This is a genomic window from Paracoccus sp. R86501 (assembly GCF_042466435.1).
Classification (GTDB): Bacteria; Pseudomonadota; Alphaproteobacteria; order Rhodobacterales; family Rhodobacteraceae; genus Paracoccus.
Genome location: NZ_JAXHPZ010000001.1, coordinates 1,902,117 through 1,921,646, shown reverse-complemented (window position 1 = coordinate 1,921,646; position 19,530 = coordinate 1,902,117). Strand labels below are relative to the sequence as shown.

General features: G+C 64.4%; 19 protein-coding genes and 1 other RNA gene. 8 read left to right on the top strand and 12 right to left on the bottom strand.

The annotated features are described in order from the left end of the window. Window positions 1–84: 84 nt before the first annotated feature. Window positions 85–798 (top strand): tRNA (guanine(46)-N(7))-methyltransferase TrmB, encoded by a 714-nt coding sequence (locus SJY40_RS09300; protein ID WP_378945409.1) that lies wholly within the window; start codon window positions 85–87, stop codon window positions 796–798. A 32-nt stretch (window positions 799–830) separates the two neighbouring features. Here the strand turns inward: SJY40_RS09300 and glmS are convergent, their stop codons facing one another. Together glmS and glmU are read right to left on the bottom strand one after the other, a co-directional pair. Then, window positions 831–2,648, bottom strand: a complete 1,818-nt coding sequence (glmS, locus tag SJY40_RS09295; protein ID WP_378945406.1) for a glutamine--fructose-6-phosphate transaminase (isomerizing) — start codon at window positions 2,646–2,648, stop codon at window positions 831–833. A 1-nt stretch (window position 2,649) separates the two neighbouring features. Further along, window positions 2,650–3,993 (bottom strand): bifunctional UDP-N-acetylglucosamine diphosphorylase/glucosamine-1-phosphate N-acetyltransferase GlmU, encoded by a 1,344-nt coding sequence (glmU, locus tag SJY40_RS09290; protein WP_378948347.1) that lies wholly within the window; start codon window positions 3,991–3,993, stop codon window positions 2,650–2,652. A 114-nt stretch (window positions 3,994–4,107) separates the two neighbouring features. On the opposite strand from glmU, the gene SJY40_RS09285 reads away from it, so the two are divergent. Beyond that, entirely contained in the window at window positions 4,108–4,782 is a 675-nt protein-coding gene (locus SJY40_RS09285) for an HAD-IA family hydrolase (protein ID WP_378945403.1), read from the top strand. Window positions 4,783–4,812: 30 nt separating this feature from the next. On the opposite strand, the gene bfr is transcribed toward SJY40_RS09285, so the two are convergent. After that, window positions 4,813–5,298, bottom strand: coding sequence for a bacterioferritin (bfr, locus tag SJY40_RS09280; RefSeq protein ID WP_378945400.1), 486 nt, complete (start codon window positions 5,296–5,298; stop codon window positions 4,813–4,815). Next, window positions 5,246–5,539 (bottom strand): bacterioferritin-associated ferredoxin, encoded by a 294-nt coding sequence (locus SJY40_RS09275; RefSeq protein ID WP_378948344.1) that lies wholly within the window; start codon window positions 5,537–5,539, stop codon window positions 5,246–5,248. The genes bfr and SJY40_RS09275 overlap by 53 nt, the downstream gene beginning before the upstream one ends. 118 nt (window positions 5,540–5,657) lie before the next feature. Between SJY40_RS09275 and queA the strand changes: the two genes are divergently transcribed. The 3 genes from queA (at window position 5,658) to lpdA (ending at window position 9,545) form a co-directional block, all read left to right on the top strand. Further along, window positions 5,658–6,704, top strand: a complete 1,047-nt coding sequence (gene queA, locus SJY40_RS09270; protein ID WP_378945398.1) for a tRNA preQ1(34) S-adenosylmethionine ribosyltransferase-isomerase QueA — start codon at window positions 5,658–5,660, stop codon at window positions 6,702–6,704. A gap of 85 nt (window positions 6,705–6,789) precedes the next feature. Further along, on the top strand, window positions 6,790–8,085 hold the full coding sequence (locus tag SJY40_RS09265; protein ID WP_378945395.1) for an MFS transporter: 1,296 nt from the start codon (window positions 6,790–6,792) through the stop codon (window positions 8,083–8,085). A 65-nt stretch (window positions 8,086–8,150) separates the two neighbouring features. After that, window positions 8,151–9,545, top strand: coding sequence for a dihydrolipoyl dehydrogenase (gene lpdA / locus SJY40_RS09260; RefSeq protein ID WP_378945392.1), 1,395 nt, complete (start codon window positions 8,151–8,153; stop codon window positions 9,543–9,545). A 68-nt stretch (window positions 9,546–9,613) separates the two neighbouring features. Here lpdA and SJY40_RS09255 read toward each other — a convergent pair whose 3' ends face one another. After that, complete coding sequence (locus tag SJY40_RS09255) at window positions 9,614–12,016, bottom strand: penicillin acylase family protein (protein WP_378945390.1); 2,403 nt, start codon at window positions 12,014–12,016, stop codon at window positions 9,614–9,616. A 142-nt stretch (window positions 12,017–12,158) separates the two neighbouring features. Between SJY40_RS09255 and SJY40_RS09250 the strand changes: the two genes are divergently transcribed. The 3 genes from SJY40_RS09250 to SJY40_RS09240 all read left to right on the top strand — a co-directional run bounded on the left by SJY40_RS09250 (window position 12,159) and on the right by SJY40_RS09240 (window position 15,256). Further along, window positions 12,159–13,022, top strand: a complete 864-nt coding sequence (locus SJY40_RS09250; RefSeq protein ID WP_378945388.1) for an NAD(P)-dependent oxidoreductase — start codon at window positions 12,159–12,161, stop codon at window positions 13,020–13,022. Between the two features lie 116 nt (window positions 13,023–13,138). After that, complete coding sequence (locus tag SJY40_RS09245) at window positions 13,139–13,522, top strand: PaaI family thioesterase (protein WP_378945385.1); 384 nt, start codon at window positions 13,139–13,141, stop codon at window positions 13,520–13,522. A gap of 105 nt (window positions 13,523–13,627) precedes the next feature. Then, entirely contained in the window at window positions 13,628–15,256 is a 1,629-nt protein-coding gene (locus SJY40_RS09240; protein ID WP_378945382.1) for a long-chain fatty acid--CoA ligase, read from the top strand. Here the strand turns inward: SJY40_RS09240 and SJY40_RS09235 are convergent. From SJY40_RS09235 to ssrA, 7 genes are all read right to left on the bottom strand, one after another. Continuing rightward, on the bottom strand, window positions 15,253–15,687 hold the full coding sequence (locus tag SJY40_RS09235) for an acyl-CoA thioesterase (RefSeq protein ID WP_378945379.1): 435 nt from the start codon (window positions 15,685–15,687) through the stop codon (window positions 15,253–15,255). The genes SJY40_RS09240 and SJY40_RS09235 overlap by 4 nt on opposite strands. 4 nt (window positions 15,688–15,691) lie before the next feature. Continuing rightward, window positions 15,692–15,928, bottom strand: a complete 237-nt coding sequence (locus SJY40_RS09230) for a ribbon-helix-helix domain-containing protein (RefSeq protein ID WP_378945377.1) — start codon at window positions 15,926–15,928, stop codon at window positions 15,692–15,694. After that, window positions 15,921–16,097, bottom strand: a complete 177-nt coding sequence (locus SJY40_RS09225; protein ID WP_378945375.1) for a DUF4169 family protein — start codon at window positions 16,095–16,097, stop codon at window positions 15,921–15,923. The genes SJY40_RS09230 and SJY40_RS09225 overlap by 8 nt, the downstream gene beginning before the upstream one ends. A 55-nt stretch (window positions 16,098–16,152) precedes the next feature. Next, the gene (gene fumC, locus SJY40_RS09220) at window positions 16,153–17,547 is read right to left on the bottom strand and encodes a class II fumarate hydratase (RefSeq protein WP_378945372.1); all 1,395 of its coding nucleotides are present in this window, start codon (window positions 17,545–17,547) and stop codon (window positions 16,153–16,155) included. Window positions 17,548–17,632: 85 nt separating this feature from the next. Further along, complete coding sequence (locus SJY40_RS09215) at window positions 17,633–18,511, bottom strand: dihydrodipicolinate synthase family protein (RefSeq protein WP_378945369.1); 879 nt, start codon at window positions 18,509–18,511, stop codon at window positions 17,633–17,635. A gap of 17 nt (window positions 18,512–18,528) precedes the next feature. Then, window positions 18,529–19,014, bottom strand: a complete 486-nt coding sequence (locus SJY40_RS09210; RefSeq protein WP_378945366.1) for an SspB family protein — start codon at window positions 19,012–19,014, stop codon at window positions 18,529–18,531. Between the two features lie 75 nt (window positions 19,015–19,089). Next, window positions 19,090–19,446: a transfer-messenger RNA gene (gene ssrA, locus SJY40_RS09205) on the bottom strand. Window positions 19,447–19,530 lie beyond the last annotated feature (84 nt).

Sequence of the window (19,530 nt, the reverse complement as noted above, 5' to 3'; positions counted from 1 at the left end):
CGGGCAACCGCGCGCCCTTTTTTCCGCAAGGTCCCCGCGCGGCGGGGCTTGACCGGAACGCAGGCTTGCGGCACTTGCCCCTGCATGAGCGATAAACCCACATCAGATTTTGACCCGAACCCGCCGCGCCGCAACTTTTACGGTCGCCGGAACGGCAAGACCCTGCGCCACAGCCAGAAGGGCTATCTGTCCGAGGATCTTGGCGATCTGCGTCCGCGCAATGTGACGCTGCAGGAAAACCCTGACCGCACGCCGATCAACCCCAAAGCGATCTTTGGCGATGACCGCCCCATCTGGCTGGAGGTCGGCTTTGGCGGTGGCGAGCATATGGTTCACATGGCCAAGACCTATCCGGACATGGGGATCATCGGCTGCGAACCGTTCATCAACGGCGTTGCGATGCTGTTGGGCAAGATCCGGGCAGCGGGCGTCACCAATGTCAGCGTCCATCCCGGTGATGCGCGCGATCTGATGGATGTGCTGCCCGATGCCTGCATCGAGCGTGCCTTCCTGATGTATCCCGACCCTTGGCCCAAGGCGCGTCACCATCGCCGCCGCTTTGTGACGCCGGAACATATGATCCCATTGGCGCGCGTGATGCGTCCGGGCGGCATCTTCCGCGTCGCCAGCGACATCCCCGATTATATCCGCCAGACCCGTGAGGAAGTCCCCCCTGCGGGCTTCGAGATGATCGCCGATACCGATCAGGCGTGGGACGACTGGATCAGCACGCGATACGAACAAAAGGCGCTGCGCGAGGGTCGCCCCCCGCATTACGTCACCTTCCGCCGCACGTGAAAAAAGGCCCGCCGTGTCGGCGGGCCTTTCGCTTATTCGACCGTGACGGATTTCGCCAGATTTCGCGGTTGGTCCACATCGGTGCCTTTGGCGACGGCGGTGTGATAGGCCAGATATTGCATCGGCACCGCATAAAGCATCGGCTGGAAGAGGCCGCCGCCCGTGGGCAGCGTCAGTGACGCCGTGACGCCTTCGCCCGCCGCCTTGATGCCTGCCGCATCTGACACCAGCAGGATCTGCCCATGGCGGGCCATGACCTCCTGCATGTTGGAAATGGTCTTGTCGAAGAGCGCGTCATAGGGCGCCAGCACCACGACCGGCACATCGCCGTCGATCAGCGCGATGGGGCCATGTTTCAATTCGCCCGAGGCATAGCCTTCGGCGTGGATATAGCTCAGCTCCTTCAGCTTCAGCGCGCCTTCCAGCGCGACGGGATACAACGAACCGCGCCCCAGATACAGAACGTCGCGCGCTTGGGACAACCATTCGGCTTGGGTCCGGCATTCGTCGGACATCTGCAGGGCCTGGCTCAGCAGCCCCGGAATGGACCGCAGGTCGCGCAAATGGGCCGCCAGACCCGCATCGTCGATCCGGCCACGGTCATGCGCGGCCTTCAACGCCAGCACCCCCAGCACCGCCAACTGGCAGGTGAAGGCTTTGGAGGAGGCCACGCTGACCTCGATCCCCGCAAGGGTCGGCAGGGCGAAATCGCTGTCGCGCGCGATAGCGGAGGTGCCGACGTTCACCAGCCCGATGGTCTGGCTGACATGAGGCTTGGCGTAATGCAGGGCCGCCAGCGTGTCGGCGGTCTCGCCCGACTGGCTGATGGCGATGAACCAGCTGTTGGGCGACAAAGGCGGCTCGCGATAGCGGAACTCGGATGCGACATCGATATCGACGGGCAGGCCGGCCAGCTGCTCGAACCAGTACTTCGCCACATGGCCCGCCAGATGCGCCGTCCCGCAACCGACCAGTGAGATGCGGTCGATGCCCGCGAAATCCAGACCCTCGGGCAGGACGATCCGGTCGCCCTTGACGTAATGGTTCAGCACGTCGCCGATGACGACGGGCTGCTCGGCGACCTCTTTGGCCATGAAGTGGCGATAACCGCCCTTGTCGATGGCCGTGGCGCCGACGTCGATGCGCGATTGCGGGCGCTGCGTCTGGTTGCCGTCCACGTCGAAGATCTGAGCGCCTGCGCGGGTCAGGACGGCATGGTCGCCATCCTCGAGGTAGGTGATGCGGTCGGTATAGGGGGCCAGCGCCACCGCGTCCGATCCGACAAACATCTGCCCGGCGCCGTGACCGATGGCCAGCGGGCTGCCCTTGCGGGCGGCGACCATCAGATCGCCCTCGCCGTCGAACAGGAAGGCCAGCGCAAAGGCGCCCTGAAGGCGGGCCAGTGTGGCACGGGCGGCCTCGACCGGCGACATGCCCTGATCCATGCAGTGTGCGGTCCACAGGGCCACGGTTTCCGTATCGGTCTGCGACTGCGGCTGGATGCCCAGTTCGGCCAGATCGGCACGCAGGTCACGGAAATTCTCGATGATGCCGTTATGGACGACGGCCACGCGGCCCGATTGGTGGGGGTGGGCGTTTTCCTCGGTCGCGGCGCCATGGGTGGCCCAACGGGTGTGGCCGATGCCGGAATGTCCGGTCAGCGGTTCATGGACCAGCTTGTCGGACAGGTTGACCAGCTTGCCCACCGCCCGCCGGCGGTCCAGACGACCGCTGGCGTCAACTGTGGCCACACCCGCGCTGTCATAGCCGCGATATTCCAGACGGCGCAGACCGTCCACCAGTTGGGGCGACACTTCGTTCAGCCCCAGAATGCCGATGATTCCGCACATGTTACTTGGCCTCTTTCTTGGCGCGCAAGGCGGCCATCAGGCGGGTTGCAAGGCCGGGCTTGTTGGCTTGGCGGGCACGACCGATGGCCAAGGCGCCGTCGGGCACGTCCTGCGTGATCACCGACCCCGATCCGGTCATGGCATCGTCGCCGACGCGCACGGGCGCCACCAGCATCGTGTCGCTGCCGATGAAGGTGCGGGCGCCGATCTCGGTCCGGTGCTTCAACACGCCGTCATAATTACAGGTGATGGTGCCCGCGCCGATATTCGTCGCCTCGCCGATATGGGCGTCGCCCAGATAGGTCAGGTGGCCGACCTTGACGCCCTCATCCAGAACCGAGTTCTTGATTTCGACGAAGTTGCCAACATGCACATCGCCGCCCAGTTCCGCACCGGGGCGCAGGCGGGCGAAGGGGCCGACCGTTGCGCCCGAGGACACATGGCAGCCTTCCAGATGGCAGAAGGGCAGCACCTCGGCCTCGGATTCGATTGTCACGCCGGGACCGAAGACGACGTTCGGGCCGATGATCGCGTCGCGCCCGATAAAGGTGTCCAACGCGAACCAGACGCTGTCGGGATCGGTCAGGGTGACGCCATCCTCCAGCGCGCGGGCGCGGGCGCGGGTCTGGAAAGTGCGTTCGGCCTGCGCCAGTTCGGCGCGGGTGTTGATGCCGAGGGTCTCATCCTCGTCGCAGATGACGACATCGGCGCGGCGGCCTTCGGCGCGGGCAAGCGCCACAAGGTCGGTCAGGTAATATTCGCCCGAGGCGTTTTCGTTCGACAGCTTGCCGATCAGCTGGCGCAGCAGGCTGGCATCAAGCGCCATGACGCCGGAATTGCACAGCGCGATGTCACGGGTGGCGGCATCCGCATCCTTGAATTCGACAATGCGTTCCAGACCCCGGTCGGTGACGATCAGGCGGCCATAACGGCCCGGGTCGGCAGCCTCGAAGCCCAGCACCACCAGATCGCTGCCGTGGCTGGCTATGGCGGCAAGGGTTTCCTCGCCGATGAAGGGGGTGTCTCCGTAAAGGACGACGACCTTGCCCTCGAAGCCCTCCAGTTCGGGCAGGGTCTGGCGGACGGCATGGCCAGTGCCCAGCTGTTCTTCCTGCAGGACAGTGCGGGCCTCGGGGTCCAGCTTGGCCAGCGCCTTGGTGACGCGCTCGCTACCGTGGCCGGTGACCACGATCACCTGTTCGCACTCCAGACTGCGGGCGGCGGCCAGTGCATGACCGAACAGGGGCACGCCGCCAAGGCGGTGCAGAACCTTGGGAAGGTCCGACTGCATCCGGCTGCCCTGACCTGCGGCCAGGATCACCACCGCTACTGCATTTTCCGCCATTCCGCCCTCATCGTCTGTTTGCATTCGTTCCTTGGCGTTCTAATCGGGTGGGGGCGCGCTGGAAAGGCCCGGCGCGGTCACCTTTGTTTTCGAAACATTTCGCGGGGGATATTCATGGCTGGCACGGTGGTCTTCGATCTGGACGGGACTTTGGCGGATACCTCGGGGGATCTGATCGCGGCGGCGAATACCTGTTTTCGCGCGCGGGGCTTGGGTGACCTGCTGGATCCGGTCGGTGATGCGCTGATCGCGTTCCATGGCGGCAAGGCGATGCTGCGTGCGGGGTATGACCGGATGCCTGCCGATACCCTGCTGCCGCCGGGCGCCGAGGATCAGGATTACCACAGCCTGCTGGGCCATTACGGTGACAGCATCGCGGTGCATACGAAACTGTATCCCGGTGTGCTGGATGCGCTGGACCGGTTGGACGATCACGGTTTCAAGCTCGCGATCTGCACCAATAAGCCTGGCGCACTGGCCGAAAGCCTGTTGCGCGAATTGGGCATCCGCGATCGTTTCGCGTCGATGATCGCGGCCGACACGCTGCCGGTCAGAAAGCCCGATCCGCGGCCCTATCAGGCGGCGGTAGAACGGGCAGGGGGCACGGTCGCCGCGTCCTTCCTGGTGGGCGACACGGAGACCGACCGCAAGACGGCTGCGGCTGCGGGCGTCAAGGTGGCGCTGGTGGCCTTCGGTCCCGAGGGCGAGGCGATTTCGCGGCTGGCCCCCGAGGCCCTACTGGCCCATTTCGACGATCTGCCGGAACTGGCGCGCGATTGGTTGGCATGAAGCCGGGGGGCAGTGCGCCCCCCGATCAGATCATTCGGCCTCGGGCGAGGGCTTGGCGTTGAGCTGGCCATAGTTCTGCGCGCCGATGGTGTCATGCAGCGACAGCTGGGTTTCGAGGAAGTCGATATGGCCTTCCTCATCCGCGATCAGTTCTTCAAACAGGATCTTGCTGACGTAATCGCCGACGCTGTCGCAATGGTCGCGCGCCTCGATGTACAGGTTGCGTGCGTCATGTTCGCCGGCCAGATCGGCCTCCAGCGTTTCCTTGAGGTTCTGGCCGATGCGCAGCGGGTCCAGTTTCTGCAGGTTCGGGTGGCCCTCAAGGAAGATGATGCGCTTGATCAGGCGATCGGCGTGATTCATCTCTTCGATCAACTCGGCGCGGGATTTATCGGCGATACGGCCGAAGCCCCAGTCTTCCTGCAAGCGATAGTGCAGCCAGTACTGGCTGACGGCGGTCAGTTCAGACCGCAGCGCGGCGTTCAGATATTCGATGACCTTGGCGTCGCCCTTCATGGGGGAATTCCTTCTTGCTGTCTGTTCTGGCCCGCAAAATCGGCGGTGCGACCCCTACCTTATCGCAGGCGCGCATGGTGTCCAGAAACAGCGGCATGCACCCGCCGCAATCGGCACGTTTCCCAAGGGCGTGATAGATCTTGCCGGGCGTGATGATCGTTTCGGGGTCCGCGCTGCGCATCCAGTCGATGGCTGCGATGATGTCGCGGTCTGAAATTCCGGTGCATTGGCAAACGATCATGCGGGCCTCCTGTCGGGCGGTAATCTGACCGAATTGGTTGGTCATGTAAAGTCCGACTTTTTTGGTGGGTCATCACGGGTGCTTGACGGATTGCGCGCATCGTCGCAGAAGCCGCTGCATGAAACTCTCCGATTTCGATTTCGACCTGCCCGAGCATCTGATCGCCACGCGGCCCGCCAAGCCGCGCAGTTCGGCGCGACTGCTGTTGGCGCAGGGTGACGACATTTCCGACCGCCGCGTCAGCGACCTGCCCGATATCCTGGGGCCGGGGGATGTGCTGGTCCTGAACGACACCAAGGTCATCCCCGCCCGCCTGACCGGCACGCGCCATCGCAGCACTGCGCAAGGCGATGTCAGCGCAAAGATCGAGGTCACCCTGCTGGAACCCGCATCCGAAGGCTGGCGCGCCTTGGCCAAGCCCCTGCGCAAGCTGCAGCAGGGCGAGGTGATCCGCTTTGGCGACGACCTGTCGGCCACGGTCGCGGAAATTGCCGATGGCGGCTTGCGGCTGGTCTTCGACGCTACGGGCGATGCCTTCGATGCGGCGCTGGCGCAGGTGGGGGCGATGCCCTTGCCGCCCTATATCGCCACACTGCGCGCGCCCGACGCGCAGGATCATCAGGATTACCAGACGGTCTGGGCCGCCAACAGCGGCGCGGTCGCGGCACCGACGGCCAGCCTGCATTTCGACGACGAACTGCTGGCGTCGCTGCGGGCGCGGGGCGTGGAATTCGTCCATGTCACCCTGCACGTCGGCGCGGGCACCTTCCTGCCGGTCAAGGTCGAGGACGTCACGACTCACCGCATGCACGCCGAATGGGGCGAGGTCAGCGCCGATGCCGCCGCCGCCATCACGCGCGCCAAATCCGAAGGCCGCCGCGTCATTCCGGTCGGCACCACGGCGCTGCGGCTGATCGAATCGGCGGCGACGGCGGATGGGGTGGTGTCGCCGTTTCAGGGCACGACCGACATCTTCATCTATCCCGGCCATCACTTCCGGGTGACCGATGCGCTGATGACGAACTTCCACCTGCCGAAATCGACGCTGATGATGCTGGTTTCCGCCGTGATGGGGCCGGAAAAAATCAAGGCGATCTATGGACATGCGGTCGGACAGGGGTATCGCTTCTTCAGCTATGGCGATGCGTCGCTGCTGATCCCCTGAGGTCGCTTTCCTGCTGGCATCATGGGCCTTTGCAGAATAGGGCAGCGTCTTCGACCTGTCCCACCCCTGACGAACGAGACCCGTGATGATTTCGGTGTTGCGCACCACATGGCCCCTGCTTCTGGGCATTCTGTTGCTGATGGTCGGCAACGGCATGCAGGGAACGCTGCTGGGTATCCGCGGCGGCATCGAGGGCATTCCGACCTTCCTGATGTCGGTCGTCATGGCGGGTTACTACGGCGGCTTCCTGTTGGGCAGCCTGACGGTTCCGGCGCTGATCAAGAACGTCGGTCACGTGCGGGTCTTTGCGGCGCTGGGGTCGCTGATTTCCGCAGCCCTGGTGCTTTACGCGGTCGAGCCGCATTGGATCAGCTGGACGCTGCTGCGTTTTCTGCTGGGGTATTGCTTCTGCGGCGTCTACGTCACGGCGGAAAGCTGGCTGAATGCCGGGTCCAGCAATGAAAACCGCGGGCAGGCGCTGTCGCTCTACATGATCGTCCAGCTGCTGGGCATCGTGGTGGCGCAGGCGCTGCTGAACGTCGGCGACCCTGCGGGCTATCTGCTGTTCATCATTCCGTCTGTGCTGGTCTCGCTGGCCTTCACGCCGATCCTGCTGTCGGCCCAGCCCGCCCCCCAGTTCGAGACGATCAAGCGGATGTCCTTTGGCGATCTCTATCGCGCATCGCCGCTGGGCTGCGTGGGGATCTTCCTGATGGGGGGCGTGCTGGCATCGCTGTCGGGCATGTCCTCGGTCTGGGGGGCGGTGATCGGACTGTCAGTGGCGCAGATCTCGGTCTTCGTGGCGGCGATCTATGCGGGCGGTCTGGTGCTGCAATACCCCATCGGCTGGATTTCCGACCGCTATGACCGGCGTCGTCTGGTGCTGATGCTGGCGGCGGCGGGTGGCGTCGTGTCGCTGGTCGTCGTGGCCATGCAGCCGGGCACCTTAGGGTTGATCATCGCGGGCGCTGCAATGGGCGGCATGGCGAACCCGATCTATGCGCTGCTGCTGGCCTATACCAACGACTATCTGGACCAGTCGGACATGGCGGCGGCCTCGGCGGGGCTGCTGTTCATCTATGGCCTTGGGTCGATGGGCGGTCCGATCATCACCGGTTGGCTGATGGGCGTAGTCGGGCCGGACGGCTACTGGATTTACATGGGCGTTCTGCTGCTGGCCCTGACGGTCTATGCCGGTTGGCGTTCGACGCAGCGCCGCGCGCTGACCCCCGATGAACAGGGCAGCTATGCCGTCATCAGCACCACCGCCACGACCATCGCGGTCGAGGCGGTCCTGGACGAGGCGCAATCGGACAGCGATGCGTCCGACCGTGATGATGTTCCCGATGCGGACGCCCACGACCCGCGCGACGACCGCTGACCCCGCCGCTTGCCGCCTTGCGGCAAATGGTTTAACGCTGAACTATTCTTAGTCAGCCGGGGGACATGATGGCCCAGAATTTCGATATGGTGGTGATTGGCGCCGGACCGGGCGGTTATGTCGCCGCGATCCGCGGCGCGCAGCTTGGTCTGAAGGTGGCCTGCGTCGAGCGTGAGCATCTGGGCGGCATCTGCCTCAACTGGGGCTGTATCCCCACGAAGGCCATGCTGCGCAGCGCCGAGGTGTTCCACCTGATGGAACGCGCAAAGGATTTCGGTCTGTCCGCGGAAAAGATCGGCTATGACCTGCCTGCCGTCGTGAAACGGTCGCGCGGCGTCGCCAAGCAACTGTCGGGCGGCATCGGTCACCTGTTCAAGAAGAACAAGGTCACGACCATCATGGGCGAGGCGACGCTGTCCGGCAAAGGCAAGGTCACCGTCAAGACCGACAAGGGCACCGAGGAACTGACCGCCAAGTCGATCATCCTGGCCACCGGCGCACGCGCCCGCGAACTGCCCGGGCTGGAACCGGATGGCAAGCTGGTCTGGAACTACAAGCACGCGCTGAACCCGCCGCATATGCCGAAAAAGCTGCTGGTGATCGGCTCGGGTGCCATCGGCATCGAATTCGCCAGCTTCTTCAACACGCTTGGCGCCGATACCACCGTGGTCGAGGTCATGGACCGCGTCCTGCCGGTTGAAGACGCCGAGATCAGCGCCTTCGCGAAAAAGCAGTTCGTCAAACAGGGCATGACGATCCGCGAAAAGGCGACCGTCAAGAAGCTGGACCGCAAGGGTGACAAGGTCACCGCCCATATCGAGGCGGGCGGCAAGACCGAAACGATGGAATTCGACACCGTGATCTCGGCTGTCGGCATCGTCGGCAATACCGAAGGCCTGGGTCTGGAAGCGGCTGGCATCAAGGTCAACCGGACCCATGTCGTCACCGACGAATACTGCCGTACCGGCGTCGAGGGTGTTTACGCCATCGGCGATCTGGCAGGCGCGCCCTGGTTGGCCCATAAAGCCAGCCACGAAGGCGTCATGGTGGCCGAACTGGTCGCGGGCGGTCATCCGCATCCGATCAAGCCGGGCAGCATCGCCGGTTGCACCTATTGCAACCCGCAGGTCGCTTCGGTGGGTCTGACCGAGGCGAAGGCCAAGGAGGCCGGTCTGGATATCAAGGTCGGCCGTTTCCCCTTCGTCGGCAACGGCAAAGCCATCGCGCTTGGCGAGCCCGAGGGTATGGTCAAGACCATCTTCGACGCCAAGACCGGCGAACTGCTGGGCGCGCATATGGTCGGTGCCGAAGTCACGGAGCTGATCCAAGGCTATGTCATCGGGCGCCAGCTTGAGACGACCGAACAGGACCTGATGGAAACCGTCTTCCCGCATCCGACGCTGTCGGAAATGATGCATGAATCGGTGCTGGACGCCTATGGACGCGCCATCCATTTCTGATCCTTTCGGGATCCGGGAATGCGAACGGGGGGCCTTGGCCCCCCGTTTTGCGTTTTAGGTTCGGTCGTTCATTGCTTGGGGGTCAGATGTGTCACGCCGGTCGCCGCCGCGCGTGCAAGCTGGGGGTCCAGCGACATGCCGATGTATTCGCCCCGCCGCCACAGGCCCGACAGATCGTCGTAATGGCGTGATAACGGGTGGCCAGATTGCCCCGTCGAGACGATGAAGACCGAACTGTCGGGATCGGCCAGATCATAGACCCCGCGGAAGCCCGCCCCGCCGTTGGCGCGGAACGGATCGCCGCCATCCCCCAGCAGGCCGCTTTGCGCGATGGTGAAATCTCCGCCCGAAATGGTCTGGCGGATGTTCATGATCCAGCCGAGCGCAGGCAGATCGCCAAGCCCGGGGTGGACGTGGACCGCCTGATGCAGATCGCCCCAACGCCAGCTGGCCACATCGGGGCCGAAACGCTCGGTCAGGTCCAGAATGGCACGGTCCAGCGCCTGACGGGCGATGGTGGTGCAATCCTCGGTGGCGGCGCTTTGGGCGATGTCGCACCAGCGCGCGGCGCCGTTGCGGTTGCGGAAGACCGCTTCGATGAAGCCGGGCTGGATGCGGGTGATGTCATCGGTCAGCGGCCCGATCTGGTCGCGGATCAGCCGGTCCTGCAGCGCGGCCATCCATGCGGTATAGATCACCGGCTCGGGCAGGTGCTCGCTCATGGCGCCGTCCCATTCGGCCAGCAGCGACAGCGCGTCCTGGCGCTGGCGTTCGGGGGTGCCGGGGGCTGCGGGATCGCCGGTGAACCACAGATCGGCCCCGACCAGCGGCAACAGGCGGCGTGCGGCGGGGCTGACGACGTCCAGCTGGGCGGCGATGAAGCTGTCGCGGGAATGCACCTCCCGGTCGTCCATCAGGCGTTCAAGACGGGTCAGGCGGATCTGATCGCCGGGTGCCTCTTCGGTGCCGAAGGACACGCCGGTATCGGGCTCCTGCGCCTGACCCGCCAATGAGGTCGCCCCCTGCCATGCCGTTTCCGGCAGCCAGCCGGGGCTGGGCAGCGCACCGCCCGTGGGGTGATCGGCGCTGCGGGTGGGCAAGGCGCCCGCCATGACGTGCGACACATGACCCTGATCGGCCAGCGTGACGTTGATGGCGGGGGCCACAACTCCGGCCAGCGCACGCGCCGCCTGATCGGGGGTCTGCGACCGCATCATGCCCATCAGCGCCGACATGGTGGCATCCTGCCGCGACAGACCGGTCCAGCGCAGGGCCGGGACATGCCCGATGGGCGTCACGTCGCGAAGTCCGCCGTCCAGCGCCGGAACCACGGGACCGTTCTGCGTGTCGCGCAGCGTGATGGTGCGGGCAGGGGCGTCCAGCACGCGGATCACCTCGGTCCGGGTGCGGAAACTGGTCCAGCCCTGAGGCCCGCGATAGCGGTCGGCATTGCCCGGCTGGACCTCTTCGATGGCGATGTCGGCGTCGTCGATGGCGGTCGGGGTCACCGCCCATGACAGCTTGGACGACCGGCCCGACAGGACCAGCGGCATGCCGGGGATGGTCGCACCGATGATACCGCCCGAAGACAGCTGCACGCGTGCCAGATAATAAAGCGACGGCGCCGTCAGCCCGGCATGCAGGTCATTGGCCAGCAGCGTTCCGCCCGCGGCCGTACGATCGGGGGCTGCGGCAAAGGCATTGCCGCCCAGCACCATGCCGGGTCGCAGGAAGCCAAGCGGATGATCCGCATCCACCCGCTGACGGCGTTCGGGCGTTCCAAGACGCGCGCCGGGAAACAGCGAGGCATAGCTGGGCAGCGGATTGGCGGACACCACCTCGGGGCCGTGATCGGGCCATGCCAGCGACAGGCGGGCACGCAGGATCTCGGATTGGGCGGCCTCGCTGCTGGCGGCGGCGATCAGCTTCAGGATGGCCAGCGAATCGGCGGGCTGCCAATAGGCGATGGTGTCGGGGAACAGGAAGAACTCGGGCGCGCCGCGTCCCATGGCGCCGTCGTTGACGATGCGGATCCATTGGTTCACCCCCGCCGCATAGGCCGAGAGCGCCGCCTTGGTCGCATCGTCCTGCGACGGCAACGAGGCCTGCGCGTTGCGATACAGCCCCAGCCTGCGGACCAGATCGTCGGCGGCGATGGCGCGCGGGCCATGCACCTCGGCCAGACGCCCTTGGGCGGCGCGGCGCAGCAGCGTCATCTGGAACAGCCGGTCCTGCGCATGGGCCAGCCCCAGGGCGAAGAACACGTCCTCATCCGTTTCGCCGAAGATATGCGGCACATCCTCGGTCGATCGCACGATCTCGACGGGGGCCGAAATGCCCTCGACCTGATACGATGCATCGTAATCGGGCAGCGACCGGACGGCGAAATACCAGATCAGGGTGACGGTCAGGACCAGCAATACGATCAGCGCGACAGTCAGCCTGAGAAGCCAGCGGAACATGGTCAGCATGCGGGGGCGGTTCCTTGGGCAGGGTGGCGCGGCACGGGTTGACCCCGGGGCGCGCGGGTGATGGTGTGCTGCATAAGACAGGTCAGCGGCCAGTTCAACGCGCCGAGACCATCTGCAGCATAGCGACAGGCAGGAGGACAGCGTGGCACGAACGGCGTTTCTGGGATTGGGCGTGATGGGTTACCCGATGGCGGGGCATCTTGCGGGCGCGGGACATGAGGTGACGGTCTTCAACCGCACGGCGGCCAAGGCCGCTGCATGGACGGACGACCATCAGGGCAGGCACCAGCCGACGCCCCGCGAGGCTGCCGAAGGTGCCGAATTCGTGATGGCCTGCGTCGGCAATGACGACGACCTGCGGCAGGTCTGCCTTGGCCCCGATGGCGCATTCGCGGGCATGTCCAAGGGCACGGTCTTTGTCGATCACACCACAGTCTCGGCGCAGGTGACGCGCGAACTGGCGGAAAAGGCCGCCGAGGTGGGCATCGGATATGTCGATGCGCCGGTTTCGGGCGGGCAAGCGGGCGCGCAGAACGGTCAGCTGTCGGTCATGTGCGGCGGCGCGCAGGATGACTTCGACCGCGCCGCGCCGGTGATCGATGCCTATGCCAAGATTTGCCGCCTGATGGGCGAGGTCGGCGCGGGTCAGATGACCAAGATGTGCAACCAGATCGCCATTGCGGGTCTGGTGCAGGGCCTGTCGGAATCACTGGCCTTCGCACAGAAGGCGGGCCTTGATGTGTCGCAGGTGGTCGAGGTCATCAGCCAGGGCGCCGCAGGCAGCTGGCAGATGGTTAACCGCCATCAGACCATGGACAAGGGCGAATTCGAACACGGCTTTGCCATCGACTGGATGCGCAAGGATCTGGGGATCTGTCTGGCGACGGGGGACCAGATCGGGGCCTCGTTGCCGGTGACGGCATTGGTGGATCAGTTCTACAAGGATATCCAGAAGATGGGCGGCGGCCGGTGGGACACCTCGGCGCTGATCGCGCGTCTGGGATAATGCAACCGGAATGACCTGCCATGGACGCAATTTCGCGCAGGCAGGGCGGACCGATCGGCCCTTGGGGAACGTTGGGTTCCCAGCAGGCCCAAAGGCCCGGAAAAAGGAGAACCGGCATGGCAGAGCGCAGCCTATCAGGACAGATCCAGTTCGACATCATCGGTGTCAGCGATACCGAGGCGGAAGGCGAGATGCAGGTCCAGTCGGGCATTCTGAACCCCTTCGGCACCATCCACGCGGGCGCGCTTGTGTGGTTCGCGGATGTCATCGCCACCAATCTGGTGCTGGGCGGCGAACAGGTGCGCGAGGGCATGGATAGCTTCCCCGTCGCCGTGACCCTGAACGGTCAGCTGCTGGCCAACCGGCGTGACGGCGTGCTGACGGCCACGGCCCGATGGGTAAAACGCGGACGCCGAATGTCCACCGTGCGCACCGAGGTCCGCGATCAGGAGGACCGGCTACTGCTGGACCTGACCTCGACCCACATCAGCGCGACCTGACATCGGATTGACCCTGCGACATTCATGGGCGGCCCGCGCTTTGTCGGGTTGCACCCTGCGTCATTCCCGCCATCATGCGTCCCGAGGACGAAGGAGGAGACGCCCATGGATGGCATGATGATGAACCGCCCGCTGCTGCAAAGCAGCCTGCTGGATTTCGCCGCAGAGAGCTTCCCCGGATCAGAGATCGTCTCGCGCCGGGTCGAGGGCGATGTGCATCGTCAAAGCTGGGCGCAGACGCGGGGGCGTGCCGTACAGCTGTCGCTGGCCTTGCAGGATATGGGCGTCGGCATGGGCGACCGGGTGGCCACGCTGGCATGGAACGGCCATCGCCATCTGGAAATCTATCACGCCGTTCCGGCCATCGGGGCCATCTGTCACACGATCAATCCGCGGCTGTCGCCCGAACAAATGTGCTTCATCGCCCATCACGCGGGCGACGGGATGCTGTTCACCGATCTGACCTTTGTGCCGCTGCTGGAAAAGCTGAAGGACCAGCTGCCGCCGATGCGTTTCGTCATCATGACCGACCGCGCGCATATGCCGGAAAACACCCTTGATGCCCTATGCTACGAAGACCTATTGGAGGGGCGGGCCACCGACCGCGAATGGCCGGATTTCCCCGAAACCACGGCCTCGGGGCTGTGTTATACTTCAGGGACGACGGGTGATCCCAAGGGCACGCTTTATACCCACCGTTCCAACATGCTGCATTCGCTGGCGACGGCGGCGGTTCTGGGGCCCGATCTGGGCATCCAGCCGCGCATTCTGCCCGTGGTGCCGCTGTTTCACGTCAACGCTTGGGGGCTGCCCTTCACCGCGCCCCTGATCGGGGCCAGCCTGATCATGCCGGGGCCGAACCTCGACGGCGCCAGCCTGTGGGACCTGTGCCAGGCCGAGGGCGTGCAAAGCGCATGGGGCGTGCCGACCATTTGGCAGGGGCTTTATGCCGAGATGAAGGTCCGTGGTGCCAAGCCCGACGCCCTGCGCCACATCGTCGTCGGCGGCAGCGCCATGCCCCGCAGCCTGACCGAGGGCTTCGAGAAGCTGGGCATCGACGTGAACCACGCCTGGGGCATGACCGAGACCTCGCCCCTTGGCAGCCAGGGATCGCTGACGGCCCAGCAGCGCGAACTGCCCTTCGATCAGCGCATGGACCTGAAGCAAACCCAAGGCCGCCGCGTCTTCGGGGTCGAAATGAAGATCATCGGCGATGACGGCACCCGCCAGCCGCATGACGGCGAGGCGATGGGCGAACTTTACGTGCGGGGCAACACCGTGGCCGCCGGCTATTACAACAATCCGCAGGCGGGGGCCAAGGTCATCGACAAGGACGGTTGGTTCGGGACGGGTGATATCGCCTCGATCGCGTCGGACAGCACGCTGACTCTGCACGATCGCGCCAAGGACCTGATCAAGTCGGGCGGGGAATGGATCAGCTCGATCGACGTGGAAAACCTGGCGCTGTCGCATCCGGGCGTGGCGCAATGCGCGGTGATCGCCATGCCGCATCCGAAATGGGACGAACGCCCGCTGATGGTGGTAAAATGCGCCGGTGAGGCACGCCCCACGTTGCAGGAAATCTGCACGACGCTGGAACGACATCTGGCCAAATGGCAGTTTCCCGACGATGTGGTCTATGTCGATGAAATGCCGATGACCGCCACCGGCAAGATCAGCAAGCTGACCCTGCGCAAGCAGTTCAAGGACCACGTGCTGCCCGACCTGCGTTAGGGTGCGCGCATCGTTTCCAGCATGGCGCGCTGTTCGTCCGGAATGGGGACGGGGCGGCGCGTCGTGTTGTCGACGGTGACCATCACGAAATGCGACCGCGCCAATTCCGTCGGGTCATCGGCGCGGAACATCCCCATCTCGAACCGGGTCGAGGTCCGGCCGATGTGGGCCACCCGCAGCCCGATGGTCAGGCGGTCGGGATAGGCGACCTCGCGCAGGAACTGGCAGCCGTTTTCCACCACCACCATGATCGGCCCGTCCGAGGCATGGTCCAGAAAACCCTTGTCGATCAGCGACATGTTCATCGCCTCGTCGAACAGCTCCAGATAGGTCGCGTTGTACATATGGCCGAACTGGTCGTTGTCCCGCCAGCGGGTCTGCATGGGTTGGAAGACGGCATAGGCGCTGCGGTCGCGGGCAGGTTCCTGCATCAGGTCAGTCCTTCTTCGTTAGGCAATGCAGGACGAACAAGCGCAACGCCGTGGCAAGACCGACATCAGGCGGGCGGCCATGGTCGATCTGTCCGATCAGCGCGGCGCGGGTGATATTGCGGGCGCTGGCCTGCACGCCGATTTCCTTCCAGAAGGGGTCCTCCAGCGAAACCGAGGTGCGGTGCCCGTCGATGGTCACCGACCGTTTGGCCGGTTGCGACATGGGCGGCAGGTCAATCATCCTTGCGATGCCCGTCCAGCTTGCGGGCATCCTGTTCGGCCAAGGCCTTGCGCAGATCGGCGACGGGCTTTGCCTCGCCATGTCTTGCGGCATTGGCGTCACCCTCGGCCCGCTTGGCGTCGCGGTCGCGTTGCTTGCGGGCGGTGCGCAGGTTGATGACGCGGGCCATGGGCGTTGCCTTTGCAATAGGGACGGGACCATGATGGCCCCGCCCGGTCAGGCGATCAACCCTTGGGGCTGATCATGTCCTCGGGGCGGACCACGCGGTCGAATGTCTCGCCGTCGACGAAGCCAAGGTTGATCGCCTCTTCGCGCAGGGTGGTGCCGTTCTTATGCGCGGTCTTGGCGACCTTGGTGGCGTTGTCATAGCCGATGGTGGGGGCCAGCGCCGTGACCAGCATCAGCAATTCCTTCATCAGCTTTTCGATGCGGGGCAGGTTGGCCTGCGTGCCGACAACCATATTGTCGGTAAAGCTGCCAGCCGCATCGCCCAGCAGCTGCATCGACTGCATCAGGTTATAGGACATCATCGGGTTATAGACGTTCAGTTCGAAATGACCCTGCGACCCGGCGAAACCGATGGCCGCGTCATTGCCCATGACATGGGCGCAGACCATGGTCAGCGCCTCGGCCTGGGTGGGGTTCACCTTGCCCGGCATGATGGACGATCCGGGTTCGTTTTCCGGCAGGATCAGCTCGCCCAGACCCGAACGCGGACCAGACCCCAGCAGGCGCATGTCGTTGGCGATCTTGAACAGCGATGCAGCCACCGTCTTCAACGCGCCCGAGAACATGACCATCGCGTCATGGGCGGCCAGTGCCTCGAACTTGTTCGGGGCGGTGACGAAGGGCAGGTCGGTGATCTTGGCGATTTCCGCCGCGATGGCCGTGTCCCAGCCCTTCTTGGTGTTCAGACCGGTGCCGACCGCGGTACCGCCCTGCGCCAGTTCATAGATGTCGGGCAGGCAGGCTTTGACCCGCTGGATGCCCTTGGCGACCTGATGGGCATAGCCGCCGAATTCCTGACCAAGCGTCAGCGGCGTTGCATCCTGCGTATGGGTGCGGCCGATCTTGATGATGTCCTTGAATTCTTCCGACTTGGCGACCAGTGCTGCATGAAGCTTTTCCAGACCGGGCAACAGCACGTCACGGGCCATCATGCCGATGCCGACATGCATCGCCGTCGGGAAGGTGTCGTTCGAGGACTGGCCCATGTTGCAATGGTCGTTGGGATGGACGGGCTTTTTCGATCCCATCTCGCCGCCCATGATCTCGATCGCGCGGTTGCTGATGACCTCATTGGCGTTCATGTTCGATTGGGTGCCGGACCCGGTCTGCCAGACAACCAGCGGGAAGTTGTCGTCGAACTTGCCCTCGAAGACCTCGGTGGCGGCCTGTTCCATCGCCTCGGCCAGATCGGCAGGCAGATCGCCATTGGCGCGGTTCACGCGGGCGGCGGCCAGCTTGATGGCACCAAGCGCGCGGATGATGGCGACGGGCTGGCGTTCCCAGCCAATGGGGAAGTTGATGATGGACCGCTGCGTCTGAGCGCCCCAGTATTTCGACGCATCAACGTCCAGCGGGCCAAAGCTGTCGGTTTCGGTACGGATATTGGTCATCGGGTCGCTCCCTCACGATTTTCATGCGTGTTCTAGCCGCGATGCCCCGGATTCGCAATCGGTATGCAACGGTATGCTGGCGCCTTCAGCCGCCCAAAGTGGCGATGGCGGCCTTGATCTGCGGCGTCACATGGTCGGGCAGCGGCAGCAGCGGGCGCTGGGGCAGGGCGGTTGTCAGTCCCATCAAACGGGCTGCAGCATGCACGACACGCAGGCTGCCATGGGCCTGAAACAAGTCCCACATGGGTTGGAAACGCGCCTGCCACGTCTGTGGATCACCCGCCTGCGCCGCGCGGGTCAGCATCAGCGCCTGTTCGGGCCACAATCCAGCTGCGACACTGAACCAGGCATCGGCGCCCTGCTGCAGCGCGGCCGCACATCCCCAATCGCCGCTATAGCCGATGGTAAAGCCGTCAGGCAGGTCGCGTTGCAGGGCAGCAATCTGGCTGGCGAAATCACCATCGCCGGGCAGGGGCATCTTGACCGCCTGCACGGTCGGCAGGGTCGCCAGACGCGCCAGCAGGTCGATGCTAAAGGTGAAATGCGTGGTCGAGGGGTTGTTGTAGATGCAGATCGGCAGATCCGAGGCATCGGCTACAGTCCGGAAATGCTGAAAAACCTCATCATCGGTCAGCGGCGTATAGGACATGGGCGCCAGCAACAGCCCCGCTGCACCCGCATCCGCTGCATGACGGGCCAGCATCGTCGAGACGTCGCTGCGCAGTGCCCCGACACCCACGATGACCGGCGTGTCACCGGCAGCTTGGATGGCCATGCTGGCAACATCGCGGCGCTGGTTGGGTGTCAGATAGGCATAGCTGCCAGTGGACCCCAGCACGCCGATGCTGTTAACGCCAGCCGATGCGATGCGCGCCACGATCCGCGTCAGATCATCGGCGCGCGGGGTGCCGTCATCGTCCGCAGGTGTGATCGGAAAGGCCGACAGTCCATGCATCACGGTCATCGGCCTTTTCCCTGAACCTACTTGCGCCAGCGGTCCAAGCTGACGACCTCGCCGCCGCCCGACGGGGGCGTATCGTCGCCATCGTCTTCGGCGTTCAGGTCGAATTCGGCGTCGCCGTCTTCATCCTCGTCCTCATCATCATCGCCGTCCTGCGTTTCGAAGCGCAGGCCGAATTCGACGGATGGATCGACGAAGGTACGCAGCGCATCGAAGGGGATGTGCAGCGGCTCGGGCTGGTTGCCGAAATTCAGGGTGATGGTGAAATGGTCGTCGGCCACGGTCAGGTTGTCGAACCAGTTCTGGACGACGATGGTCATTTCCTCGGGATAGCGTTCGCGCAGCCAGTCGGCCATCTCGACGCCATCGTCGCGGGTGTCGAAGGTGATGAAGAAATGATGTTCGCCCGGCAAGCCGTCGCGGCCAACCTTGCGCAATACCTCGGCAATCAGCCCCTGCATCGCGCGATGCATCATTCCGCCGTAATCCAATTCAGACCGCGCCATGGTTCAACCTTTCATCTTGCGCGCCAAGCATAGGGATATGGGCGTCGATGAAAAGGGGGGCATGCGGGGAAATGAGGTGCAGGATTCTGTTGCCAGGCTCCTGCGGGCCCCGCCTTACGCTGCTAGGCGCAAGGGCTTAGGTTTCGATCTTTCGGACTGCTTACGCAGCCAGAGCGACCGGAGCACGGTTGTCATTGGCAACTGTACGTTTTGCACCGATAACGGTAGTAGCTCACCGAGACAAAGCATAACCCCTTTAGACGTTCGTCGATCCTGTTTCGGCCCCATTCGCCCCCAATGAAGGGTGTCTTGGTGGAGCCGCCGGGTACCGCCCCCGGGTCCGATCCGCTTATTACGAGCGCGTTTATGTCCATAGTCCGAATTGCTCCGGACAGGACCGATATAGGACGGGGGCCTTGGCACTGCAAGGGGGCCAGGTGAGGGCAGGGGGTTGTTCCGGCCACGAAAAAGGGGCGACCCTTGCGGATCGCCCCCTTTGTTTCGATGCTGCCTGCG